Below are 23493 nucleotides of genomic sequence, written 5' to 3' on the forward strand. Positions count from 1 at the left end.
CAATTACTTGAAAATAGCTAGATATAGCGGTTCTCAAGTGAGTGAGGTATTCACAAATCAATTAACAATTTCTCAATCCCCCAATCTAAAATCTAAAATCTAAAATCTAAAATCTAAACCTGTACCTCATGTTACTGAGAAAGGCTATATATCAATCCCTCCCCGAACGCGGACGGATGCGGTTCAACTGATTGATTGCCCAGCGAGCAGTTTCCTGAACTTCTGGATCTGGATCGTCCGTTGCACGGTGCAACCAGTGACTGATCTGATTCACCAATTCGTAAATCCGCGTCAAGTCGCGAATCGCATTTTTCCGCACTTCGGGGTTTTCATTTTGCAGCGAAATTGACCAGGCATTATTCATGGGTTTGAGCGTGCGAATGCCAATTTCTGAAAGACTTGCCAAAATTAAACTGTACTGCTTCGAGTCGGAATTCGGTAGCAAATCGAGCAACGGCTCAACTGCTCTGGAATCTCCCTGCTGGCCGAGTTCCCAAATTGCTTTGCGTCTCTTTACCGGATTTAAGTGCTGCAAATCTTCAATCAGTGCTTCGATAAGATCAACTTTAGGTCTGCCATCCGTTTCGGGAAGGGAAATATCTTTCTTCCGACTTGCTAGCGAATCGGCTCGATTAATTGTTTCGGGAATGTTGAAACCTGTGTCACTGTAGCCGTTGCTGTTAGTTTCCAAGGGCACTGTGTCGGAATTTATTCGATCGCCCTCGACTCCTGCATCATCGGATTCTGGTTCCCCCGATTCCCGGCTCCCCGATAAAGATAGATCGCTAGTGTCGAGATTGTAGCCCTGTGGGAAATCAACAGGGTAGGGCAATGCTGGTTGTGGTTTTTGTTTCCCAAAAGAAGCGTTTTGCTGTCCTGTGTTATGCAAGTTTGTATGAGAATTGGGATTGGTGAATCTAGAGTTTCTTTGGTTTTGGCGATCGGCTCTTACCCGTTTTCGTTTAGAATGATGTGACTCGCCGCTGCTAACTAATTTGAGCATGATAGATACTGCCGCTGCCGTGATGACAACTGCTGCAAAACCCAATATTAAAAACCCCCGTTGGCGAGACAAAATGACGATTAAATTAGAGATTGATTTCGGGATTTTGGAATTGGATTTTGGCGTTTTGGACGGCTGAGATTTGCTTCTATCTGGCGCTGGAGAGGGTTTTTGAGAATTCGAGTCCTGGCGGTCGTCCGGGGGAGAGTTCGCCTGAGCAATTTCTTGGGAAACAGCCCGATAAGAGGCATTGATAGCCTGTTGCCTTCCTTCGGCACTTGGACTGAAGGCAGCGCCCAGACAGGCAATACAAGTGAACAAACATAGAGTGGAGCGGTAGTACGCCATAAGACTCAATCGGGTTTTTGAGAGGCAACGCCGCATGACGAGCTTTAGTGTAACCTTGAGTTAGCTCGATCCTAGCTGCTATGCGCCCAACTAATTCACAAATAGCACCAGACTCGCAAAAAATCCTGGTTTGAGGTGAGAGCGAGGCGGATATCATAAGCACAATTGTGTCATTGACGTGCAACTTCTTTAAATAATTAGTTTGAAACGAACTACATCGGTGGCTGCCGGTAAAGCAACCGCATCCACAAAGTTGATTGCTGCTCACCTCAGCAACCTCAGCTAAGTGCCGTGCAGGCGCCGCGCCGCAAGCGAAACGGCCTGGCGGGACTTCCGGGGTGCGGGCGGGCGATTGTTGCTCGCCGTCGATTTCTCACTCAGTCATGGACGCAGGATTGTTTAGAAACCGGGTTTTTTTACGAAAAGAAGGGTTGTAAACGTCAGATTCGGTAAAAACCCCGGTTTCACCGGTTCCGATGCGTCAGTCCTGTCACTGTAGCGTGGCACGATCGAGAGTTTAACAAGCTTCAGAACGGGCAAGCCGATCGTTTTTGTCTTAATCTGGGCGCGAGACTGTCAATCTGATTAATTTCAGGGCTGGTGATTTTCCCTGGTACTAAGAAAGAGATCGCTGATTTGACCGATGTTAATTGCAAGGGGGGCAATTATGCCGGATAGAAGTGTTTGCGCGATCGACTAACATAACCGTTAGGAAATATTGTATTCAGCAATCAAGCGCCAAAATTTTTTTTATCTTGTAAAAGCAGGGTCGAATTTAGTTAGAAGCTATAGTGACAGCCAGTAGAGCCTTTCACGCACGCCCCTTTGCCAGCGTTCTGTTTATTTGTACCCACTTACTTAAGTTAAATCAATCGGTATTTAATTCTGTGCCGCCAAATTTGATATAAGATCGAGCTAAATTTCTAGTGTGAGAGAGTAGAGGCATTTGTGAGCCAACAAGATATTTTAAATTTAGCAAAAGAAGGCGATGCCAGGGCGATCGCATTTCTGATCGGCCAAGCGCTCGAAAGCTTCGGGGTTACGGCTAAAGCCAGCCTAGAAAATGACACCCTGCACCTGCTGCTGGAAGCAGAACAATTGCCCGCAGAAGAAGCCTGTCTCCGAGTCGCCGTCAAAGGATTGCAGCGGCTGCAACCAAATAACATTTACTCCGTAACAGTTTACGGGCGGCGGGGCGGCCAGCAATTGCCCGCTTGGACTCAGACGGTAGAATTTAAAAAACGCTTGACTCCCGCACCCGTGAGCGAACCAGTAGCCGTGAGTGCAACAGCCGCGAGTCTACCCGCTGCTCCAATTCCTGTGACTTTGCCCAAGCTAGAAAAAACTCAAAATGTCACAACTGCACCCCCTCAAACACCAAAAAAATCTCCGCCCCAACCCCCTAAAATCTCAACTCCAAAACCTCAAAACCAAAGGCAGAAAAAGCCATCACCGCAGCCCGAGTTAGCAGGCACTAAAACTAAGAAATCTGGGCTGTCAGTCGGTGCTCTGAGTCTAATTATCGTACCGATATCCGGCTTGGTTCTGGCTTCTCAACTTTACAAATCCTCAAGTACCGCTACTATTAACCCTCTAACGTCAAAGCCTGCGGTACAAAAAGCGATCTCGACACCAGCACCAGCAGCCGCAGCCAAACCCCTTCCCGCTCCAAAATCGCCCTCTCCGGCTGCCCAAAAACCTGCCACCGTGCCCGCCACTGTCAGCATCAAAGCAGTTGGTGACATGATCCCCGGCACAAATTATCCCTACAACAAACTGCCGGCAAAAAAAGAGATGTTATTAGAGTCGGTAAAACCGTACCTCAAAGGAGCTGATATTCTGTTTGGCAATTTTGAAAGCACGATGACCGATTATCCTTACAGTTCCAAAGCAGGCGGCGGACGAATGCTGTTTGCCTTTAGGACGCCTCCGAGTTATGCCAAAATTTTCAAAGATGTTGGTTTTGATATTTTGAATGTTGCCAACAATCACTCTTACGATTTTAACGAGCAAGGATTTAATGACACGATTAAAAACATCGACAGCAACGGCATGAAGGCTGTTGGGAAAAGAGATCAAATTGTTTATCAAAATGTCAAGGGGGTGAATTTTGCCTTTATCGGTTTCAGCAACTACGGCGAAGTTCACAATTCTTTGCTGGAACTGAAAGCGGGAGCCGAAGTAGTCAAAAAAGCTAAGGAAAAGGCTGATATTGTAGTGATATCAGTTCATGCTGGAGCTGAAGGAACTGGAGCTATCAATGTGAGAAATAGAACTGAGTTTTTTTACGGAGAAAACCGGGGAAATATGGTTTTGTTTTCGCGGACGATGATTGATGCGGGAGCAGATTTGATTTTGGGACACGGCCCGCACGTTCCCCGTGCGATGGAACTTTATAAAGGGAAATTGATTGCTTATTCCCTGGGAAATTTTTTGGGTTATCGCACTCTGTCCACAGCAGGAGCACTCGGTAAATCTCTAATTTTGGATGTGAAAATGACTCCGCAAGGGGATTTTGTTTCTGGTAAGATTATTCCCATTCAACTTGACGGGCGAGGTGTTCCGGCTGTTGATAACAATTTTAGGACTGTGGGGTTGATTGACCGTTTGACAAAGAGCGATTTTCCCAATAGCGGTTTGAAAATTGATGACAAGGGGATAATTTCCAAGAAATGATCGGGGCAATTATTGACCGAAGAAGTGAGTTATGAATCACATCTTTCAGCATTCTCAAGAACAGGCAAGATGCCTGTTCCACCAAGAATGAGTTGTCTTGTGGGGTGGGCATCCTGCCCGCCCAAAAAAAGATTATTGATATTGGTGCAAGATGTGAGTTATGACCAGAAGCTATACTTCCGGTGAATCCTCAAATAAGCGATCGCCCCTGTGCAATCGATCGGCCATTTGATAAGTTTGTGCTTGCGATCGCACTGTCGGGGCATGGGCGGCTAAATACCTTGCCGCCGCTACCAATACCACAACGCGATCGCCCGCATTCTCTAATAAAGCATACTGGCGAAATGCCGCTTCTACCTGCTGAATAACGTGGAAATCCCGATTTTCCCGCAGCATCAGTTTTCCTAAAACTGCCATCAACCGTTCCGATTTGCCACCGCTATATAAGTATTTTGCAACTAATTTACCGACTTGATTCACCTGTTGCTGTCTGTCCAACAAGTCGGGCAGTTGTTTGAGCAATTCTTCTGGATTCTCAACTACATCTGTTGGTTCTGGAAGTCGCGCAGGCGGTACATTTAAGAAACGGTTGAGATATACGCCGATCGCTGCATCGAAAACTCCCCGCAGCAACTCTATTGAAGGCGATCGCCGCAATCCTTGATGCACCGCATTCGCAAAGGTAAAGGGATGGTGCGCTGAATTCCAGTCGCTGTGGTCGTTATTCGTATTAAACCGGGCTACGCGGAGGGCAGCAGCATAAGTGACTGCACTAGCTAATTCTGCTTCGCTACAACCTTCTTTCAAGGCAGTTAAAAGTGCATCGACGATCGCCAATACATCTTCGCCCAACAACATCGGAATTAACTGTTCTCTTCCCAACCAATTGCCCCGGTGCGATCGGCCCATTTCTAAAGCTGCCGGCAATTTCGCCATCGCTGATTCTAAAATTGCCACCACATCCACAGGATAGCGCCAAGAACTCGACTCTTCCATGCGCGCCGCATTCGCCAAACCAGCCACCAAACTCGCGAAAACAGTTTCTGCCCCTTCCCAATTCACTGCATCCAGGGCTTCTAACGCCTTGTTAATAAAGTCGAGGCTGTGACCGACATCAATGTAGCGGTGGTCAGTAGCGGCCGCAAACAGCATATCAGCAATTTGTTCTCGTTCAAGAGGCGCGCGTACTGCTGTCAACAAACATCGTTCCGCCGCTTCACTGTCTCTGATTTCAATAAATTGCCGGAACCAGCTTTTGAGTGTCTCTGGATCAACCTCAGAATTAGGCAAGGGGTGAACGGCAAAGTGAGGAGGTGCGCCTGCACTATCGCGGGCCACTGCCGAAAGTCCCTGATAGAGGGCGGGGGGTCGGTCTTCTGGATCTAGATAAGGCAGGATATTCATCAAGCAGGTGTGGATCGATAAACCCGTATCCCATCCCGATTTGTTGTAGCGCGTGCCAAATTCTAATCCGATTTGGAAAGGTTCGCTGGCAGTTGCCCCCAGATCTAGCAAGGCAATCACTGACTTGGCGATGACTAGGGAAATTCCTTGTTCTAACCCATCTTGAAGTCGCTGGCGCTGGTGGGCGTAAGGGTCAAGCTGTTGTGCTAAATTTACCCAAACTTCCCCGTCGCGAATTTCCGCCGGGAACGATCGCACGTCGTCGGCCCAAGAGTCAAAAGTACCCCCGCTGGCGACATCAAAGCGGGCGTAGTGCCAAGGACAGGTGACTATGCCATCTTTGCAAGTGCTGCCGTTGAGGGGAAAACCCATGTGGGGACAGCGGTTGTCGATCGCGTACACCCGATCGTTTGAGTAAAAAAGGGCGATCGTCTGTTTTTCCAAATTCACTAACAAACTGCCCTTTGTCTCGACTTCTGCAAGTTTCGCAGCGCAAACGTAATAGCCTGAAGTCTCAGCCATAAGTTTTTAAACTAATTTATATATAAACTAGATTAACTCAATCTCGATCGATCGCCATAAGGTTAGTGTTTTCGACTCATTCCAGATTCATCAGCGATCGCAAAGCTTCTTTCATCTCCTCTACCGTTGTTGTCGCCGTACCGAATTGACGCACGACAATACTAGCCGCCAAATTGCCCAAAACTGCCGCTTCCCAACCGGATGCACCGACGCACAAAGCTAAAGTCATTGCTGCTACAACTGTATCTCCAGCACCGGTTACGTCGAATACATCAGTCTTGTTAAAAGGGGGAATGTCCCAACTTTGAATTGCAAATTCCCCCTTTTCACAAATGGATGTTGGAGGGGGTGAATTTTTGATTTCTGCGCCGTTCGCCCTTTCAAACAAAGTCATCCCTTCTTCGCCGCGAGTTATCAGGATTTGTTGAGCTTGAGTTAAGTTCAACAAATCGCGTCCTGCTTGCATTAAAGTTTGAGGGTTTTTGATAGGATATCCGACGGCTTGCTCGGCTTCTGGCAAGTTCGGAGTAAATAACATTGCTCCAGAATATCGCTGCAAATTTGTTTGAGCGTCTACAATGGTTTTGCCGGGAACCACTGCCGATTCGATCGCCAAACGAGTCAAAACTCCGTCGCCGTAGTCGGAACAAACCACTGCATCTACTGTCGGTATTTGCTGCCGGATGTAGTCTGCCAGTTGCAACTGCAAATCTAAATCCGGCAACTCGTCCGATTTGCGATCGACTCGGACAATTTGCTGAGTCACAGACTGCCGCGCGTGCCCGGAAATTCGAGTTTTGGTCACAGTTGGACGCTGCGAATCGATTAAAATCCCAGCCGTATCAATTCCCGCCGCCTCAAAAATACCGCACAAAGCCTTTCCCTGGTCGTCTTTTCCCACCAAACCAGCAACTTTTACTTGGCCTCCCAGTTTGGCTAAATTATAGACAGCATTTGCGCCACCTCCGGGTACTTGCTGAGTATTTTCGTAGCGCAAAATCAACACAGGCGCTTCGCGGGAAATTCGCTCTACTTGTCCGGTAAGAAACTCGTCCAAGGTCAAATCTCCGATCGCTAATACCTGCGCTCGATGGAAGCAGTCTAATCTTTTCAATAATTGCTCAGTTGAGGCACGCAGTTGAGGCAAAAAATCGGAATAGTCGTTAGTCATTAACCAAAAAAATGAGACTGAGGATTTGATTGTTGAGCGTGGAACGAGCGGGAATTAAAAATCCTAATATAAATTAATAATTAATTTCCTCCCTTGTTTGATTTTCAACTTTTAATTGATTTTCTGACTGGGATTTTAAGAAACCAGTTGCAGGCTGTTGGCGATCGCACTCGCTCAAACAATTGGGCAAAAAAATGCGGATAAAAGCGCAGCCATTCAGACTCAAGAGAAAGTTTTACGGTGTGGAAGTTTCCTTCTACATAAGTGCCTTCAAAAAACAGCAAAATTATTTCAATTTCTGTTTGATGATCGTAATTACCTGAGTCATTTGTTTTTTGAGTGCATCAATTTCCGCTTGCATTTTCGCCATTTTCACAGTCATCGCCTGAATTTCGGCCGCGCCCGCTCCAGAAGTGGGTGCAGCGGCGGCTGGGGCTTCCGGCACCGGTTTCTTTTTGGCCAGCACCATCGCCGATTTGATTGCCTCGGTTAGCTGCTTCTTCTCAAAGGGTTTGGCGATGAATGCAAAAAAATGCTTCTCGAAGGGTTTCGGAATTTTTTCCATCACCTCTTCTTCGCGGCCCGACATGATCACTAAAGGTATCTTAGAAAGCTCCGGATGGGCTTGCACTTTTTGATAAACTTCCCAACCGCTGACTTTCGGCAGTAGGAAATCTAACATAATTAGATTGGGACGGGCTTGACGGATCAGTTTGAGTCCCTCTTCGCCGTCTTTTGCTTCTAAAACTTCAAAGTTACCCTGAGGCAACATCTCTCGGACTCGGACGCGGATGACTTTACTGTCATCGATTACCAAGATTTTTTGACCAGCCACGACTGACTCCTTCAGTAATGAATGAGTGATGATTTGCAACCTTCAGTATATCCCTAACAGAATTCTACCCATAATTCTGGGCGAGTTTAGTTTTGTTGCACCTCGGCGGGATTCTGGTTTAGGGTGAGACTCCTACAAGTTCAGGGGCTTTGATTTCGGATACGATCGAAGGAATTAAATCAATTGCCACTTCATTATATGTCGCCCCAAACTCCTCAAACTCCTACAGTCAAAGCAATTACCGCCCAAATGCGGGGTGAAATCGAGGCGATGCCGCAGTGGTTGCGCAGGCCCGTTGGCAAAGCTAGCGAACTTTCCCAAGTGCAAAAAATTATTAAACAGCGACAAATTCACACGATTTGCGAAGAGGGCCGATGTCCCAACCGGGGCGAGTGCTACGCCCAAAAAACGGCGACTTTTTTGTTGATGGGGCCGACTTGCACCCGCGCTTGTGCTTTTTGTCAAGTAGATAAAGGTCATTCTCCGATGCCCCTCGACCCGGAGGAACCGCAAAAGGTGGCCGAGGCTGTGCAGTTGTTGGGTTTGCGCTATGCGGTGCTGACTTCGGTGGCTAGGGATGATTTGCCGGATGGGGGTGCGGGTTGGTTTGCCAGGACGATCGCCCAAATCCGCATTCTGAACCCGCATACTGAAGTTGAGGTACTGACGCCGGATTTTTGGGGGGGAATCGGGAGGAGTTCAGAGGGGGAGAATTCCGGCCTCCATGAGTTGCAGCGATCTCGGATTCGCACGGTGGTGGAGGCTAAACCGGCTTGTTACAACCACAATATTGAGACGGTGCGCCGGTTGCAAGGGCCGGTGCGGAGGGGGGCGAAGTACGATCGCTCGATCGACGTTCTGCGTATTGTTAAGCAATATGACCCAACTATTCCCACCAAATCCGGTTTGATGTTGGGGCACGGGGAAACCGAAGCCGAGATAGTCGAAGCGATGAGCGATTTGCGGGACGCCAAGTGCGATCGGCTCACCCTCGGTCAATACATGAGACCGTCTCTAGATCACCTCCCAGTGCGCAAATACTGGACGCCGGCCGAATTTGACCGTTTTGGGTCGATCGCCCGGGAGATGGGGTTTGAGCGCGTGCGATCGGGGCCTCTCGTCCGCAGTTCCTACCACGCCGGAGAGAGCGAGTGAAATTCATCAGAATTTAACTCGGTATAAACTCCTTGTTACAAAAAATAACTCTAGAGGATTGTGCATAAGTGCGACGCTCTCTGCTATTTGTAAATAGAGTGACTTATGAATTAGGAGCTTTACTTATGGCAGAGATAGCGAAGAACCAATTAAAATCCGACTCCGTGATGAAAACGGGCAAATTCCCTTACACGTTTCGCGCGGCTTGGTTTTTGGGGCTGTTAGCGATCAATTTTCTGGTTGCAGCCTATTATTTCCATATCATTGAATAGTTCTGCAAGTTGATTTTTAGCAGACCCTGCTGTTCTCGACCTCAACGTCCGAGAGAGGGAGAGAGGGAGAGTTTTGAGTTTTGAGTTGGCGAGAATATGACTTCATCCTTCTAACTAATAACTGCTGACTTCTTCCCTCTTCCTTCATCCTTCTAACTAATGACTTCTCTAACGATTTCTCGACGCTTCTAGCTTTGACAACCGCTCTTGAATTTTGATAACATCTTGCTTCGTTTCAATTACCAAAGTTGCTAAATTATCAAACATCGGGTCTCCCGACCGCACTCTAGGATTTGTCCTACCAGAACTCGGAAGGCTAGGAGACAGAGGCCGGTTAACTCTAGAACCTTGGTTTTGCAAACTGTAGATTTGTCCTCTGAGTTCAGAAATTTGACTTTCTAATTGAGTAATACGAAATTCTAATTGACTTGCGGATTGAGCGGGCGTGACAATTGGCGCAACAGCAATTGCTAAGGCGCAAGCCAGACACAAAAGACAGATTGTTAGGGCGCGATGGCGAATATTTTTCGGCATAGCTTTAATAATTTAAATTATACCAGTTCTAAGATAACAAATCGCCGAGATTTGTTGCCTCTATCAGAAGTAGGTCTTATGGCAACTAGGAACGTAGCTATTTTAATGTTCGATGATGTCGAGGTACTGGACTTTGCTGGCCCTTTTGAAGTGTTTTCGGTGACATCAGAATTAAGTAAGGGCGAGCGACCTTTTGCAGTCTCTACCGTAGCCGAACATCCCGGTGCTGTCAGCGCCCGCAACGGTTTGAGTGTAAATCCCGACAGCACCATTTCCGATTGTCCGCCACCGGATATTTTAATTGTACCGGGAGGACAAGGTACGAGAAAGTCGATCGATAATTCAGCAGTTATTAATTGGATAAAAGATTCTGCGCCAACAGCAGAATTAGTGCTTTCTGTCTGTACGGGTTCGCTGCTTTTAGCAAAAGCTGGCTTGTTGGAAGGTTTGGCAGCAACTACCCACCATCAGGCATTGGATTTATTGAAAAAATTAGCGCCCAACACAACTATTATCGAAAACCAGCGATTTGTAGATAACGGCAAAATCATCACTTCTGGGGGAATTGCTGCGGGAATTGATATGTCTTTGCACGTTGTCGGCAAGCTTTTGGGAACAGCACAAGCTGAACGAACAGCAGAGCACATGGAGTATAAAATTGGGAATGGGTAATTAGGCATTGGGAATTGCATAATTTGCGCGTAGGGGCGGGTTTTACCAACTATCTACGACTAAAACAAACAATCTCGTAAACCCGCCCCGCCCATACACAAAGGATGCTACCGGACGTGATATCAAGCATCTTCGCCCCAAACTTTTAGTTGTAAATAGACTAATAGCAAAGCTACAGCCATCAGGAAAGTTGCCGCTGCTGCTGCATAGCCAAAATCAAATTGCGAAAAAGCTTGCTCGTAAATATAATAAACTAGCAAATTAGTAGAGTTCAAAGGGCCGCCGCCGGTGATGACGTAAACTTGCTCGAAACTCCGCAGGGTAAAAATAGCAGTAGTGACGGTAGCAAATACTAAAGTCGGTCGCAAACCGGGTAAAGTGATGTACAAAAATTGCTGCCAAGCATTAGCTCCATCCAGTTCTGCTGCTTCGTAACGATTTACCGGAATTGCTTGCAATCCTGCTATAAATACTACCATATTAAAGCCTAATTGTTTCCAAATACTGAGCAGAATTATCACTGGCATTGCCCAAACTGTGCTGCTAAGCCAAGGAATTGGATTGAAGCCGATCGCCATTAACACACTATTCACCGGGCCTTCGGTTTGAAACAACCACCGCCAACCCAAGCCAACTGCAACTAAAGAGGTAATCGAAGGAATAAAATAAGCGGTGCGGAGAGCTCCTCGCCAAGCAAACGAGCGATTTAGCAAAACTGCTAAGCCCAATGGAATCACTAAACTGGGAATGACTGTCGCAGTAGTAAAATAGAGCGTATTTTGGAGAATTTGCCAGAAATCCGGGTTTGTGACTATACGCCAGTAGTTGTTGAAGCCAATCCAACGCACTCCAGACTGGGTAAAGCTGCCGCTGGTAAAGCTGAGGTAAAATAAATAGGCGATCGGCCCAATCAAAAAAGTACCCAGCAACAGCAAAGCTGGGGCCAGGAAAGTCCAAGCTGCGATCGAATCATTATCCAACCAGTTAAAACGCCCAAATTTTATCCGAACCATTGGCTTGTAAATTTTAGCTTTTAGTTTTAAATGGTATCACAATATAGGTCAACGTCAAAATGAACCTTCTCGATATATTAGCTCATTTACCCACTATAGAAACTGAAAGGCTCCTGCTCCGAAAAATTACTTTAAACGATGCCAGCGATATGTTTGAGTATGCCTCAAACCCCGAAGTATCACAATACACAATGTGGTCAACTCACACCTCGATCGAAGACACTAAATACTTTCTCAGGTCACTTACTAAAATGTACAAAAGACGAGAGCTTGTAGATTGGGGACTCGTCCATAAAGCTGAGAAAAAGTTTATCGGAACTTGCGGATTTGTGGAATGGAGCATGACGCACAGCCGCGCGGAAATTGGCTACGCACTCTCTAGGAGATATTGGGGCGAAGGATACATGAGCGAGGCTGTCAATGCAGTGATTGAATTCGGCTTTCGGGAGATGTTGCTGAATCGAATTATGGCTCGATGTGAAGTTAACAATATTGCTTCCGCTCGGGTGATGGAAAAAGTGGGGATGCAATTGGAAGGGATATTGCGACAGCACCTATTTGTGAAAGACAAATATTGGGATCTGAAAATTTATTCGATTCTCAGGGAAGAGTTTTTTGATAATATTGTAGAATAAGGTTAAATCAGTAAGTGACAGAATAAAATATACTTAAGACGGAGGCAATATCTCGATGTAGAGTGCGCCGAAGCACACCTTACCCTTTACCTCTATAGTAGAATACGAGTGAATAGTTTTTATCTTGATGACCGAGAATTTCAAAGGTGGTACCCGCCACGCGATCGATCCGTGGAATCAATCCAAAATCTAAAATCCTCACGCCCTCGAATTTATCTCGCGCAAGTCAATCCAAAATCTCAAATCTCAAATCTAAAATCGAATGACCGCTAATCCAGTATCTATTAATTCCAATGCCTGCCTGATTTCTCCTGAGATTGGCAAAAGTGGGATCTATCCGGCCCATCCTCCCTTAAAATTAGGAGTTTTAGCATCAGGAAGCGGCAGCAACTTCGAGGTAATTGCCCGATCCATCCAAAACCAACAACTCAACGCTCAAATCCCAGTATTAATTTACAACAACCCCGAAGCCAAAGCCGCAGCCAGAGCCGAAAAATACGGCATTCCCTCGATTCTGCTCAATCACCGCGACTGCAAAAGCCGCGAAGAATTAGATACAAAAATTGTTAAAACTTTCCAAGAATATGATGTAGAATGGGTAGTGATGGCGGGTTGGATGCGAATTGTTACCAAAGTTTTGCTCGATGCTTTTCCCGATCGCGTTATTAACATTCACCCCAGCTTACTGCCAAGTTTCCCAGGAATTCGCGCGGTGGAGCAAGCACTGGCCGCTAAGGTTAAAATCACCGGATGTACGGTGCATATCGCCCGTTTAGAAGTAGACAGCGGGCCGATTTTAATGCAGGCTGCGGTGCCGGTATTGCCTGATGATACTGCAGAAACGCTGCACGCGAGAATTCAGGTGCAAGAGCACAAGATTATGCTGGGTGCTCTTGCACTTATTGCCGAATCTAATCGAAAATATTGTGACTAAAAACCTCACCAGTGCCGCATCTATCCCGGAATTGCCCGTCAGCGAATCACCCGAAACAGACCCGCCGCTGACTCCGCCCAAAAACGGATAGTTGCGAATGACTTAAGTGCTGAAAAGATCAAAATTTTAGAGTCTTGTTCTAGATCCCAGATTCAATGCGAGAGTCAATCTAAAATCTAAAATCTAAAATCTAAAATCGAATGACAGACTCGAATCGCCTGAAATTAATTCTCAAAGAAAGGCTTAAAAAGAACATCGGCATCAAGGGAGAATTTTATCTGCCTTGCTTGCCATCGATGCTAGACGACTATCTTAAATTACTCTCAGACTTCTTAAACATTCTCGGGCAAAATATTGACGCTGCCCAAACCGAAAACTTGCGAACATTAATCGCCAACGCCTTAACAGAAGGATTCAAAAATTCCCCCCACGCTAATCTAATAGTCTCATATTTTCCCGCCAATGCCCAAAGCGGTTTAGCCGGCGGCATTACTCTGAATACCAAGATTCAAGTCGAATCGATGGCCCAGAAATATCATACCTGGCCGGATATTCGCCCCGAACCTTTATTCGGCAGCCATCCCGATGCCAAAGTTATCGCCACTGCCGCTGAATTAGGCGAACCGGGAAAAGCACCTATTTTAGATGTTGGTGCGGGCCCAGGGCGCAATAGCCTGCCTTTAGCAAGGTTAGGCCATTCCGTGGATGCGATCGAACTAACACCGATATTTGCCGAGAAACTATCAGCAGCAGCAACCGCCGAAAACTTGCCGATAAATGTCACCCAAGGCGACGTTTTAGACCCATTATTGAGGATGAAAACTTATCGGTACAAATTAGCCATTGCTACCGAAGTTCTCTCTCATTTCCGCTACCCCGAACAAGTCCGCCTGTTCCTCGGCAAAATGTCCGATGCCGTTTTAAGCGGCGGGTTTATCTTATTCAGCACTTTCTTAGCTGTAGATGGGTACGAACCCGACGAGATGACAAAACAAATGTCTGAATTGTGTTGGTCGTATCTGATTACCAGAGAAGAATTGCAAGCAGCAATAGAGGGTTTGCCGTTAGAAATTATTTCAGATGAATCTGTGATTGAATACGAACAAAAACATTTGCCTGACTCTGCGTGGCCGCCGACACCTTGGTTTGTGACTTGGGCTAGCGGGCGCGATTTATTTCCCCTGCAAGAAACACCGCCGTTAGAGTTGCGGTGGATACTGCTTAAACGCTTGTAAATTGTCCTGTATCTAATATCGTTTCCGGTTGCACCGGAATTATATAGAGGACACGGCTTGGCCTAAGTCCCTACCGCGATTAATTGTAGGGACTTAGGCCAAGCCGTCTCGAAAGCTGCGGGCAATATTAAGTCCGATGCTACCGGATTTGATATAAAGTGTATTTTTGGGCGGGACACCCCACAAGAATTTCATCAAGCTTAACGCTAAAATACAGATTTGCCTCAGCTTATAGTTGATTTTTTTAGTAGTAGGGTGCGTCATAATTCACATTTTTAATAATAGAAGATAACGCCTTGTGACGCACCCTAAGACAATAGCAATTAGCGGTTAAAAATTTAATTCTCCACCTCGGATCGCCGCAATTGTCCGCAGGCGGCATCTGCTTCTAAGCCGCGAGAATACCGCACGCTAACTGCAATTTTCTTTTCCTTCAAAGTCGCAACGAAACTGTTAATTCGATTGGGAGTCGGTCGCTTATAATCAGCTTCCTGAATCGGATTGTAAGGAATCAAATTGACGTGACACTGAAAACCGCGCAAGTGAGTTGCTAACTCGGCTGCGTGTTCCGGCAAGTCATTCACACCTGCTAAAAGTACGTATTCAAAACTCAATCTGCGCCCAGTCGATCGCACATATTCGCGGCATTCTGCGATTAACTCGCCCAAAGGATAAGGGCGGGCGCTGGGAATTAACTCTTCGCGCAATCTTTGATTGGAAGCGTGGAGGCTGACGGCGAGGGTAACTTGCAGTTGATGTTCGGCTAGTTGGCTGATGCGATTGCGAATTCCTACTGTGGAAACGGTGATGTTTCGCTGTCCAATTCCTACGTCTTGATTCAAACACTTGACAGCAGCTACAACATTATCGAAATTCAGCAGGGGTTCGCCCATTCCCATAAATACGATGTGACTGACTCGGCGGCCGAAATCTTGCTGTACTGTCAAGACTTGATCGACGATTTCGTGTTTTTCTAAATTGCGCTTGAAACCGCCTTTTCCGGTAGCGCAAAAGTCGCAGCCCATCGCGCAGCCAACTTGGGCTGAGACGCACACAGTCAGCCGTTTTTCTGTGGGAATGCCGACTGTTTCAATGATTTGACCGTCGGCCAATTTTAAGAGATACTTTACCGTGGCGTCTGGTGCGACCGATCGATAGTGAATGGTCGATCGCCCGATCGGGATTTTAGCAACAGTCTCGCGCCACTGTTTCGAGAATACAGAAATGTCAGAGATCGATCGCGCACCTTTCTCATAAATCCACTGATACAACTGCTTTCCCCGATATGCCGGTTGTCCCTGTTGCTGTACCCACTCCGTTAACTCAGCTAAACTCGCGCCCAGCAAGGGCGGAATTTTACCCGACTCAACAGCCAAAGCAGCAGTCTTGCGAGACTGATTCGCACCCCTGGAATTACCAGAAGAGTACACCTGAGAAACGAACGTAGGAGACATAGGTCATCAGAAAATTTAAAGCCACTCTCTATATTAAAACTTCTCGACCAAAGCGGCTCTTAATCCTCCTCAAGCCACTTATGCAGAAGCCACAAGGTATAGCAAGCAACCGCGCCCGACGGTTGGGACGTTCTTAATGGCCTTTTCCCCATGCGGTATTCCTTCTTCCTTCTTCCTTCTTCCTTCTTCCTTCTTTTTTGGCAAAATTCCCCAAATATTGCGTGTAAATGACCGCAGCCACCTAAAATAAACTCTGGAGTTTGTTAAAGGGTATGCAAATTTGACGGCTTTCCATCACAATTAATGCAACTTTTATGGTGTTAAATATTCTTGCGCTGCCCTTAGCGTTTCAATTTACATCGCCGGGCCCAATTATCTTTCAACTTGGCCCCGTAGCCATTCGCTGGTACGGGCTGTTAATAGCTTCTGCCGTCTTGATTGGGGTCAGCCTGTCCCAATACTTGGCCCAAAAACGCCGCGTCAACCCGGAATTGTTGGGTGATTTGGCAATTTGGCTGGTTCTGGCCGCTATTCCCTGTGCTCGAATTTATTACGTGGCTTTCGAGTGGCCGCAATACGCGCAGAGGCCAGAGGATATTATTGCGATTTGGAAAGGCGGAATAGCCATTCACGGGGCGATTTTGGGTGGTACGATCGCAGCTTTAATTTTTGCGAAAATCCAGCGAGTTTCTTTTTGGCAATTGGCAGATTTAATCGCGCCTTCGGCAATTCTCGGTCAGGCGATCGGACGCTGGGGAAATTTCTTTAACTCGGAAGCTTTTGGCAGTCCTACGGATTTGCCTTGGAAACTCTATATTCCGCCAAACAGCCGCCCGCCCGCCTATGCTAATTTTGAATACTTCCACCCCACATTTCTCTACGAATCCCTGTGGAATTTGACAGTATTTGGGTTGCTTCTGACTTTATTTTTTCGCGATTTGCAGGGCAAAATTCGCTTGAAAACTGGTGCTTTATTTTTGGTTTACATCGCAGCTTACAGTTGCGGTCGAGTCTGGATTGAAGGGTTGCGGACTGATAGTTTGATGTTCGGGCCGCTGCGGACGGCACAGATGGTAAGCTTGACTGGAATGATTTTAGGGTTGGGCGGGTTAGCTTGGCTTTATTTGCTCGATCGACCTTTGCCCGATGTTGTCTCACCCAATAGCGATCGGGCAAAGATCGCTCAGAAATCCCCAGAGGATAAATAAAAAACCCCAGAGAGGTTAGTCTCTAGGGTTCAAAACCAGGGTGCATCTACCATCCCTTACTTCCAACCAAAATAGGTACATCCGGAAGCGTCCGTAAATTTAGCAAATTTTTTAGCAGCCATGAGTTTGACAGAGATTGAAGCCCTAATTCCAAGGGTATACATTGTAGGTGCAGGCCCGGGAGACCCGGATTTGTTGACTGTTAAGGCTCAAAAATTACTGGCTGCTGCTGATGTCATATTATTTGCTGACTCGCTAGTCCCAGAGCAAATTTTGCAGGGGGTGCGCGCAGATGCTGAAGCGATCCAAACTGCGGATAAGACCCTCGAAGAGATTGTACCTTTGATGGTGGAACGAGTGCGCGCCGGAAAAAGCGTCGTCCGCCTCCATTCCGGCGATCCCTGTCTCTACGGGGCTGTCGGCGAACAAATGCAAGCTTTGGCCTCCGAGGGAATTGCTTTTGAGGTAATCCCGGGAATTAGCGCTTTCCAACTTGCGGCGGCTAAACTTAAAATTGAGTTGACAGTTCCGGGAGTTGTGCAGACAATTATTTTGACGCGAATTAGCGGCAGAACCGAAGTACCCGAACGCGAAGAATTGGCGAGTTTAGCGGCTCATCAAGCGAGTTTGTGCCTGTATTTGAGCGCCCGCCATGTCGAACAAGCTCAAGCTAAATTGATGGAACATTACCCATCGGATTTGCCTGTAGCGATTTGTTATCGGTTGGGCTGGCCGGATGAAAAAATTGTGCTAGTTCCCCTTGACAAAATGGCCGTTGCTACGCGCGAAAATAATTTGATCAGAACGACAATGTATGTCATTAGTCCGGCGTTGGGAAAATCAGCAGAAGGGCGATCGCGCTTGTACCATCCAGAGCACGATCGGCTTTTCCGACCATCGAAGGAAGAAGGAAGAAGGAAGAAGGAAGAAGGAAGAGGGAAGAAGGAGCAATTATGAAATAACCAATTACCAATGCCCAATACCCAGTTCTTAATCCCCCAATCTAAAATCTAAAATCTAAAATCTAAAATCGCCATGACTGATTTAACTCGCAGACAATTTATCACTGTCACCGCATTAAGCGCCGGATTTGCCTTAGCAGTTCATCCTATTGCGGCTGGCGTTATCAATACCGATGCTGCTGGTTTAACAGCAGGTGAGGTAAAAATTACGGTAAAAGAAGGCTCAATTCCAGCCTACAGAGCAATGCCAGCCAGCGGTAGCAATTTTCCAGTAATTTTAGTAATTCAAGAAATCTTCGGAGTTCACGCACACATTCAAGATATTTGCCGCCGTTTTGCCAAATTAGGTTATTTAGCGATCGCCCCAGAAATGTTTGCCCGTCAAGGTGATGTTTCTAAAATCACCGACATCCAAGAAATTATTAGTAAAGTTGTCTCGAAAGTTCCTGACGCTCAAGTTATGTCCGATTTAGATGCTACCGTAGAGTGGGCACAAAAGTCAGGAAAAGGCAATATTAATAAGTTGGGAATTACAGGATTTTGCTGGGGTGGCAGAATTGTTTGGCTGTACTCTTCTCACAACCCGAAAGTCAAAGCTGGAGTGGCTTGGTACGGGCGTTTGGTTGGCAATTCTACGGCTTTAACTCCCAAACAGCCGATCGACATTGCAGCAACTTTGAAAGTGCCTGTATTGGGGCTTTACGGCGGCAAAGACGAGTCAATTCCCAACGATACAGTCGAGAAAATGCTGCAAGTTCTCAAAACTGGCAGCAGCGGTTCGGAAATTGTGCTTTATCCAGATGCGCCGCACGGTTTTAACGCCGACTATCGCCCCACTTACCGGGAAAAAGAAGCTAAGGATGCTTGGAAACAGATGCAAGATTGGTTTAAGAAGCACGGAGTTTCATAATAGTTTTGAGTTGTTAATTGTCACTTAAAACTGGTGTCAAGTTTGGGATCGAAAAAGGCAATATTAGCGAATAGCCCTTAAGACAGGTGGGTTTGTGGGCCCGACATTGGTAAACTGAGCGGTGTAGAATTATCGATCGAACAGGTAAGCCCGTGCTAGACGAACAAGCTAAAAAGACCATCTTGCGGAAAATCCCTCACGGATTGTACATCTGCGGTGTCAAAGACGGGGAGGAAGTCAACGGTTTCACCGCTAGCTGGGTGATGCAATCTTCTTTTACCCCTCCCTTAGTTGTCAACTGCGTTAAACAAGACTCCAAATCCCACAGCATGATCAAAGCCAGCGGTGTCTTTGCTTTGAGTTTCCTAGAAGCAGGGCAAAAAGACTTAGCCCAGAAATTCTTCAAGCAGCAGCGCCGCGTTGGCAATAAATTTGAGGATGTAGAATTTTATCCCGGCGCGGAAACTGGTTGTCCGATTATCTCAGACTCTCTGGGTTACGTCGAGTGCAAAGTTGTCGGCGCTGTGGAACACGGGGATCACACGGTTTATGTGGGAGAAGTTTTGGCTGCGGGCGTCCACCGAGAAGGCAATCCGTTGCTGCTAGAAAGCACCGGTTGGAATTACGGCGGCTAATGACTTGGCAGTTGGCAGTTGTTAGTAAAAAAAACTAACACTGAGAAACCCGGTTTCTTTAAAAGTCCGGGTTTCTGAATACTAAACAAATTTTTATGTTGAATTAGAGCGACTTATTTATTAGCTGCGAGAGTTAGGCGGCGCATAACTAATAAAAAATCAGCGACTATTCTGTCAGTGTTGTCTGGAGTTAAAATTGGTACGTGGACGAAAATACATTTAGCGGCTATTTGAGAATCGCAAATATGTTTTAAAACCGCATAATACAGGGCTTCGCATACAAATTTTCCGGCTTCGTGGCTGATTTCTGTTGCAGCTAAATCAGCGACTAGCGGTTCGAGATTAACTGCTGTTTTCAGAATGTCGCTATCGCAGCAAGCGCAAGATTCTACGGTTAATTTTTGCCGACTTTCTGCCATGCCGCAGCAGATAATAGTATCGGGTTGGAGTTGGTTGATTTTGGCGATCGCTAAATAAGGTGCTAGCTGGAAATCTACTGGCAGTTTCCTCAAAAAAGTCAGGGAATCAGGCAAAGATTCGATCTGGGAAATCTTGGCTAATAAGTCGTCCGAAGAGTTTGATTTCTGATGGGGAAGCCAAGTATCAAAAGAGGTTAGCAGGATTTTCGCCGTCATATTTGTGCAATAATACTGATATTGATAATATAAGGCAGTAAGTCAATGTCTGTCATTGCAGTAGTGGACTATGGCATGGGAAATCTGCACTCGGTCTGTAAAGGCTTGGAAAATGTGGGTGCAGTGCCAAAAATTACAGATTCTCCTGCTATAATCGAGCAGGCTGATGCGGTGGTTTTGCCGGGAGTTGGTTCGTTTGACCCGGCAATGCAGAATTTACGATCGCGCAATTTGATAGAACCGATAAAAAGGGCGATCGCCTCGCGAAAACCTTTTTTAGGCATTTGTTTGGGTTTGCAAATTCTGTTTGAAAGTTCCGAAGAAGGTGTAGAACCGGGATTGGGCGTAATTGCCGGAAAAGTGCGCCGATTTCGGTCGGAACCGGGTTTGACAATTCCGCACATGGGATGGAATCAATTGCAATTAACTCAGCCGGATTTGCCGCTGTGGCAAAATTTACCGTCCGATCCTTGGGTTTATTTCGTGCATTCTTTTTATGTCGATCCAGTTGATTGGGAAGTGCGATCGGCAATGGTGACTCACGGCAGTCAAAACGTGACGGCGGCTATAGCTAAAGACAATCTGATGGCCGTGCAATTTCACCCGGAAAAGTCTTCGAGTACGGGATTGCAAATGCTGTCAAATTTTGTCAGTCAGGTGAGGGAAAAAGTCGCCGCTTAGGCGATTTGTACAAAACCCGGTTTGCGGTATAAACCGGGTGTTTATAGTTTTAAATGATACCAGTTTTAATAAAGAATGCAACTGTAAGTCTGCACCAAATTCATATTTATTCAGTCATCCCCAATCTAAAATCTAAAATCTAAAATCTAAAATTGTATGAGTCTGAGAATCAGTGGCAACCGCCAAATCAAAACCCTGCCCGGACTCGCAACTCGCCCTACACCTTCGCGAGTCAGAGAAGCTTTATTTAATATTTGGCAAGGGACGATCGCAGATTGCAGGTGGCTTGACATTTGTACAGGCAGCGGTTCGATGGGTGCAGAAGCTTTGTGTCGGCAAGCCGCGAGTGTCACTGGCATCGAACAGTCGGCGAAAGCTTGTGCGATTATCCGCCAAAACTGGGAGCAAGTAGCAGACTCGTCCCAAACATTCCAAATACTGCGGGGAAACGCGACGGCGAAGTTGGTGGCACTAGCGGGGCAGCAGTTCGATCGCATTTACTTCGATCCGCCCTACGCCAGCGACTTGTACGAACCTGTGTTAAACACGATCGCCAGCCAAGAAATGCTAGCACTCCTCGGCGAAATCGCCGTCGAACACAGCCCGGAGCGATCGACAGAAGCGATTTCCGGCCTAGAAATTTGCCGCCATAAAATATACGGCAATACAGCATTAACCTTCTATACCCGCAGTACCTGACAGGCTAAAACGGCAGCAGCGTCAATCGATTTTAGATTTTCGATTTTAGATTTTCGATTTATGACTTGCGCGAGATAAATGCTCTTTCTTGAGGATTTTCGATTTGAGATGCTTTCGATTGATTCCACGGATCGATCGCGTGGCCGGTACCACCTTTGAAATTCGCGGTCACGCCTGGAGGCAGAAAGAAACCGGGTTTCCGGGCGTTGGCGCCCCCGGTACTAAAAGTTTTTCCCTGGGATACAATACAAATTTTTCCGATGAAGTTAAGCTTTGTGCGTAGGTTGTCAGAGCAAGTTGCTTCAGCAATTGACGAAATAAATGGAGTTTAGGCTGAAAATAAAGCTTTCAGTTGTAACATGAACCCAAAGTGTGAGTGTGAATATTCCTAAAGGAGTGAATATGGTTCAGACACCTTCGCGCCCTCGTGGCAGCGACTTTCCGGCTGCTAACTCGGTACAGCAAGTCAAACGCGATACGATTCTGCTGGGAGATAGCCTCCCCCTGCCCAATACCAAACTCTTCGGTACAGACGGCATTCGCGGGAAAGTTGGAGAATTGCTGAATGCACCCCTAGCCCTGCAAGTGGGCTTCTGGGCTGGGCAAGTTCTACGCCAACATTCCCCCAACCAGGGGCCTGTGATTTTGGGGCAAGACAGCAGGAATTCCAGCGATATGCTGGCAATGGCACTGTCAGCGGGTTTGACGGCCGCCGGTTTGGAAGTGTGGAATTTGGGATTGTGTCCCACTCCCTGCGTTGCTTATCTGGCAAGCGTTTCGGAGTCGGTCGGCGGAGTGATGATTTCGGCTTCTCACAATCCCCCAGAAGACAACGGCATTAAGTTTTTCGACTCAAACGGTTCCAAGCTGTCGCAGCAGTTGCAGGAACAAATCGAAGCGGGAATCCGGGGGGCAAAGGTTCCGGTTGCTAGCTTGGCTTGGGGACACCACTACCATCGCGCTGAGTTGGTGAAAGATTATGCCACTTCCCTCTGTGATTCGCTGCAACAGATGAATTTGGAGGGAATGCGAATAGTTTTGGATTTGGCTTGGGGGGCCGCTGCGGGTTTGGGGCCGGCGGTGTTCGCGCAAATGGGGGCGGAGGTTATCTGTTTGCACGACTCTCCTGATGGCGATCGTATTAATGTTAACTGCGGTTCTACTCATCTCGAAAGTTTGCAAGCGGCGGTTTTGGAACACAATGCCGATTTGGGCTTTGCTTTTGACGGCGATGCCGATCGAGTTTTGGGTGTTGACAACCAAGGTCGAACGATTGACGGCGATTACATTCTTTACCTGTGGGGCCGGCAGTTGCGCGACTCCCAACAGTTACCGTCCAATTTAATTATTTCTACTGTAATGGCTAACCTCGGCTTCGAGCGAGCTTGGGAAGAATTGGGGGGCAAACTAACTAGAACCAACGTGGGAGATCAGTACGTTCACGCTGAAATGCAGCGCACCGGTGCGATGTTGGGCGGCGAACAGTCGGGACACATTCTTTGTCCGCATTACGGTGTCAGCGGCGACGGTTTGCTGACAGCTTTGCATTTGGCTTCGCTGGTTCGCCAGTCCGGGGAATCTTTGGCACAATTGGTAAGTGGCAGTTTCCAAACTTATCCGCAGTTGTTGCGAAATATTCGGGTGGAGGATCGCGAAAAACGCCTGAAATGGCAGGAGTGCGAGGCAATGCAAAGTGCGATCGAACGTGCTACAACAGCAATGGGCGAACAGGGACGGGTTTTGGTTCGCGCTTCTGGCACTGAACCGCTAATCCGAGTTATGGTGGAAGCTGCCAGCGCCGAATTGGCTAATTTCTGGACTGAAAATTTAGTTTTAGCCGTTGGGCAACACATCGCTATCTGATGGAAATGGGGAATTAATCTGAAGGTAGAAGGGAGAA

At 47.0% G+C, this 23493-nt stretch carries 23 protein-coding genes; 14 read left to right on the forward strand and 9 right to left on the reverse strand.

Annotated features, from left to right (window positions below; genetic code table 11):
• Window positions 1-151 precede the first annotated feature (151 nt).
• Window positions 152-1351: a HEAT repeat domain-containing protein gene (locus QUA80_RS17635; protein ID WP_333426418.1), complete on the reverse strand. Its 1200-nt coding sequence runs from the start codon at window positions 1349-1351 to the stop codon at window positions 152-154.
• Window positions 1352-2299: 948 nt separating this feature from the next.
• Here QUA80_RS17635 and QUA80_RS17640 point away from each other — a divergent pair.
• Window positions 2300-4027, forward strand: coding sequence for a CapA family protein (locus QUA80_RS17640; protein ID WP_333426419.1), 1728 nt, complete (start codon window positions 2300-2302; stop codon window positions 4025-4027).
• Between the two features lie 171 nt (window positions 4028-4198).
• Here the strand turns inward: QUA80_RS17640 and QUA80_RS17645 are convergent, their stop codons facing one another.
• From QUA80_RS17645 to QUA80_RS17660, 4 genes are all read right to left on the reverse strand, one after another.
• Window positions 4199-5953: a Rieske (2Fe-2S) protein gene (locus QUA80_RS17645; RefSeq protein ID WP_333426420.1), complete on the reverse strand. Its 1755-nt coding sequence runs from the start codon at window positions 5951-5953 to the stop codon at window positions 4199-4201.
• Between the two features lie 76 nt (window positions 5954-6029).
• Window positions 6030-7124: a PfkB family carbohydrate kinase gene (locus QUA80_RS17650; protein ID WP_333426421.1), complete on the reverse strand. Its 1095-nt coding sequence runs from the start codon at window positions 7122-7124 to the stop codon at window positions 6030-6032.
• Between the two features lie 104 nt (window positions 7125-7228).
• Window positions 7229-7408, reverse strand: coding sequence for a hypothetical protein (locus tag QUA80_RS17655; protein ID WP_333426422.1), 180 nt, complete (start codon window positions 7406-7408; stop codon window positions 7229-7231).
• Between the two features lie 2 nt (window positions 7409-7410).
• Window positions 7411-7959: a response regulator gene (locus QUA80_RS17660; RefSeq protein ID WP_333426423.1), complete on the reverse strand. Its 549-nt coding sequence runs from the start codon at window positions 7957-7959 to the stop codon at window positions 7411-7413.
• 198 nt (window positions 7960-8157) lie between these two features.
• Between QUA80_RS17660 and lipA the strand changes: the two genes are divergently transcribed.
• Together lipA and QUA80_RS17670 are read left to right on the forward strand one after the other, a co-directional pair.
• Window positions 8158-9114, forward strand: a complete 957-nt coding sequence (gene lipA, locus QUA80_RS17665) for a lipoyl synthase (RefSeq protein ID WP_333426457.1) — start codon at window positions 8158-8160, stop codon at window positions 9112-9114.
• 125 nt (window positions 9115-9239) lie between these two features.
• Window positions 9240-9386, forward strand: coding sequence for a photosystem I protein PsaX (locus QUA80_RS17670; protein WP_265238824.1), 147 nt, complete (start codon window positions 9240-9242; stop codon window positions 9384-9386).
• A gap of 168 nt (window positions 9387-9554) precedes the next feature.
• Here the strand turns inward: QUA80_RS17670 and QUA80_RS17675 are convergent, their stop codons facing one another.
• On the reverse strand, window positions 9555-9920 hold the full coding sequence (locus tag QUA80_RS17675; protein ID WP_333426424.1) for a hypothetical protein: 366 nt from the start codon (window positions 9918-9920) through the stop codon (window positions 9555-9557).
• A 78-nt stretch (window positions 9921-9998) separates the two neighbouring features.
• Between QUA80_RS17675 and QUA80_RS17680 the strand changes: the two genes are divergently transcribed.
• Entirely contained in the window at window positions 9999-10592 is a 594-nt protein-coding gene (locus QUA80_RS17680; protein WP_333426425.1) for a DJ-1/PfpI family protein, read from the forward strand.
• Window positions 10593-10714: 122 nt separating this feature from the next.
• On the opposite strand, the gene QUA80_RS17685 is transcribed toward QUA80_RS17680, so the two are convergent.
• Window positions 10715-11605: a sugar ABC transporter permease gene (locus tag QUA80_RS17685; protein WP_333426426.1), complete on the reverse strand. Its 891-nt coding sequence runs from the start codon at window positions 11603-11605 to the stop codon at window positions 10715-10717.
• Between the two features lie 59 nt (window positions 11606-11664).
• On the opposite strand from QUA80_RS17685, the gene QUA80_RS17690 reads away from it, so the two are divergent.
• The 3 genes from QUA80_RS17690 to QUA80_RS17700 all read left to right on the forward strand — a co-directional run bounded on the left by QUA80_RS17690 (window position 11665) and on the right by QUA80_RS17700 (window position 14409).
• A complete protein-coding gene (locus tag QUA80_RS17690) occupies window positions 11665-12240 on the forward strand; it encodes a GNAT family protein (RefSeq protein ID WP_333426427.1) in 576 nt (191 codons plus the stop codon).
• Between the two features lie 262 nt (window positions 12241-12502).
• Window positions 12503-13174: a phosphoribosylglycinamide formyltransferase gene (purN, locus tag QUA80_RS17695; protein WP_333426428.1), complete on the forward strand. Its 672-nt coding sequence runs from the start codon at window positions 12503-12505 to the stop codon at window positions 13172-13174.
• A gap of 200 nt (window positions 13175-13374) precedes the next feature.
• The gene (locus tag QUA80_RS17700; RefSeq protein ID WP_333426429.1) at window positions 13375-14409 is read left to right on the forward strand and encodes a class I SAM-dependent methyltransferase; all 1035 of its coding nucleotides are present in this window, start codon (window positions 13375-13377) and stop codon (window positions 14407-14409) included.
• Between the two features lie 338 nt (window positions 14410-14747).
• Here QUA80_RS17700 and rlmN read toward each other — a convergent pair whose 3' ends face one another.
• Complete coding sequence (gene rlmN / locus QUA80_RS17705) at window positions 14748-15863, reverse strand: 23S rRNA (adenine(2503)-C(2))-methyltransferase RlmN (RefSeq protein WP_333426430.1); 1116 nt, start codon at window positions 15861-15863, stop codon at window positions 14748-14750.
• A gap of 314 nt (window positions 15864-16177) precedes the next feature.
• Here rlmN and lgt point away from each other — a divergent pair, with 314 nt between their 5' ends.
• The 4 genes from lgt to QUA80_RS17725 all read left to right on the forward strand — a co-directional run bounded on the left by lgt (window position 16178) and on the right by QUA80_RS17725 (window position 19578).
• The gene (lgt, locus tag QUA80_RS17710; protein WP_333426431.1) at window positions 16178-17071 is read left to right on the forward strand and encodes a prolipoprotein diacylglyceryl transferase; all 894 of its coding nucleotides are present in this window, start codon (window positions 16178-16180) and stop codon (window positions 17069-17071) included.
• Between the two features lie 120 nt (window positions 17072-17191).
• Entirely contained in the window at window positions 17192-18028 is an 837-nt protein-coding gene (gene cobM, locus QUA80_RS17715; RefSeq protein ID WP_333426432.1) for a precorrin-4 C(11)-methyltransferase, read from the forward strand.
• Window positions 18029-18106: 78 nt separating this feature from the next.
• Complete coding sequence (locus QUA80_RS17720) at window positions 18107-18943, forward strand: dienelactone hydrolase family protein (RefSeq protein ID WP_333426433.1); 837 nt, start codon at window positions 18107-18109, stop codon at window positions 18941-18943.
• A gap of 152 nt (window positions 18944-19095) precedes the next feature.
• A complete protein-coding gene (locus QUA80_RS17725; protein ID WP_333426434.1) occupies window positions 19096-19578 on the forward strand; it encodes a flavin reductase family protein in 483 nt (160 codons plus the stop codon).
• A gap of 113 nt (window positions 19579-19691) precedes the next feature.
• Here the strand turns inward: QUA80_RS17725 and QUA80_RS17730 are convergent, their stop codons facing one another.
• The gene (locus QUA80_RS17730; protein ID WP_333426435.1) at window positions 19692-20213 is read right to left on the reverse strand and encodes a pyroglutamyl-peptidase I family protein; all 522 of its coding nucleotides are present in this window, start codon (window positions 20211-20213) and stop codon (window positions 19692-19694) included.
• A 45-nt stretch (window positions 20214-20258) separates the two neighbouring features.
• Between QUA80_RS17730 and hisH the strand changes: the two genes are divergently transcribed.
• The 3 genes from hisH (at window position 20259) to glmM (ending at window position 23456) form a co-directional block, all read left to right on the forward strand.
• Window positions 20259-20894, forward strand: a complete 636-nt coding sequence (gene hisH, locus QUA80_RS17735) for an imidazole glycerol phosphate synthase subunit HisH (RefSeq protein ID WP_333426436.1) — start codon at window positions 20259-20261, stop codon at window positions 20892-20894.
• Between the two features lie 156 nt (window positions 20895-21050).
• A complete protein-coding gene (gene rsmD, locus QUA80_RS17740; RefSeq protein WP_333426437.1) occupies window positions 21051-21593 on the forward strand; it encodes a 16S rRNA (guanine(966)-N(2))-methyltransferase RsmD in 543 nt (180 codons plus the stop codon).
• Window positions 21594-21995: 402 nt separating this feature from the next.
• Window positions 21996-23456 (forward strand): phosphoglucosamine mutase, encoded by a 1461-nt coding sequence (gene glmM / locus QUA80_RS17745; RefSeq protein WP_333426438.1) that lies wholly within the window; start codon window positions 21996-21998, stop codon window positions 23454-23456.
• The last annotated feature ends 37 nt before the right edge of the window (window positions 23457-23493 follow it).

Source organism: Microcoleus sp. F4-D5, assembly GCF_036704885.1.
In the GTDB taxonomy this organism is placed as follows: domain Bacteria; phylum Cyanobacteriota; class Cyanobacteriia; order Cyanobacteriales; family Microcoleaceae; genus Microcoleus.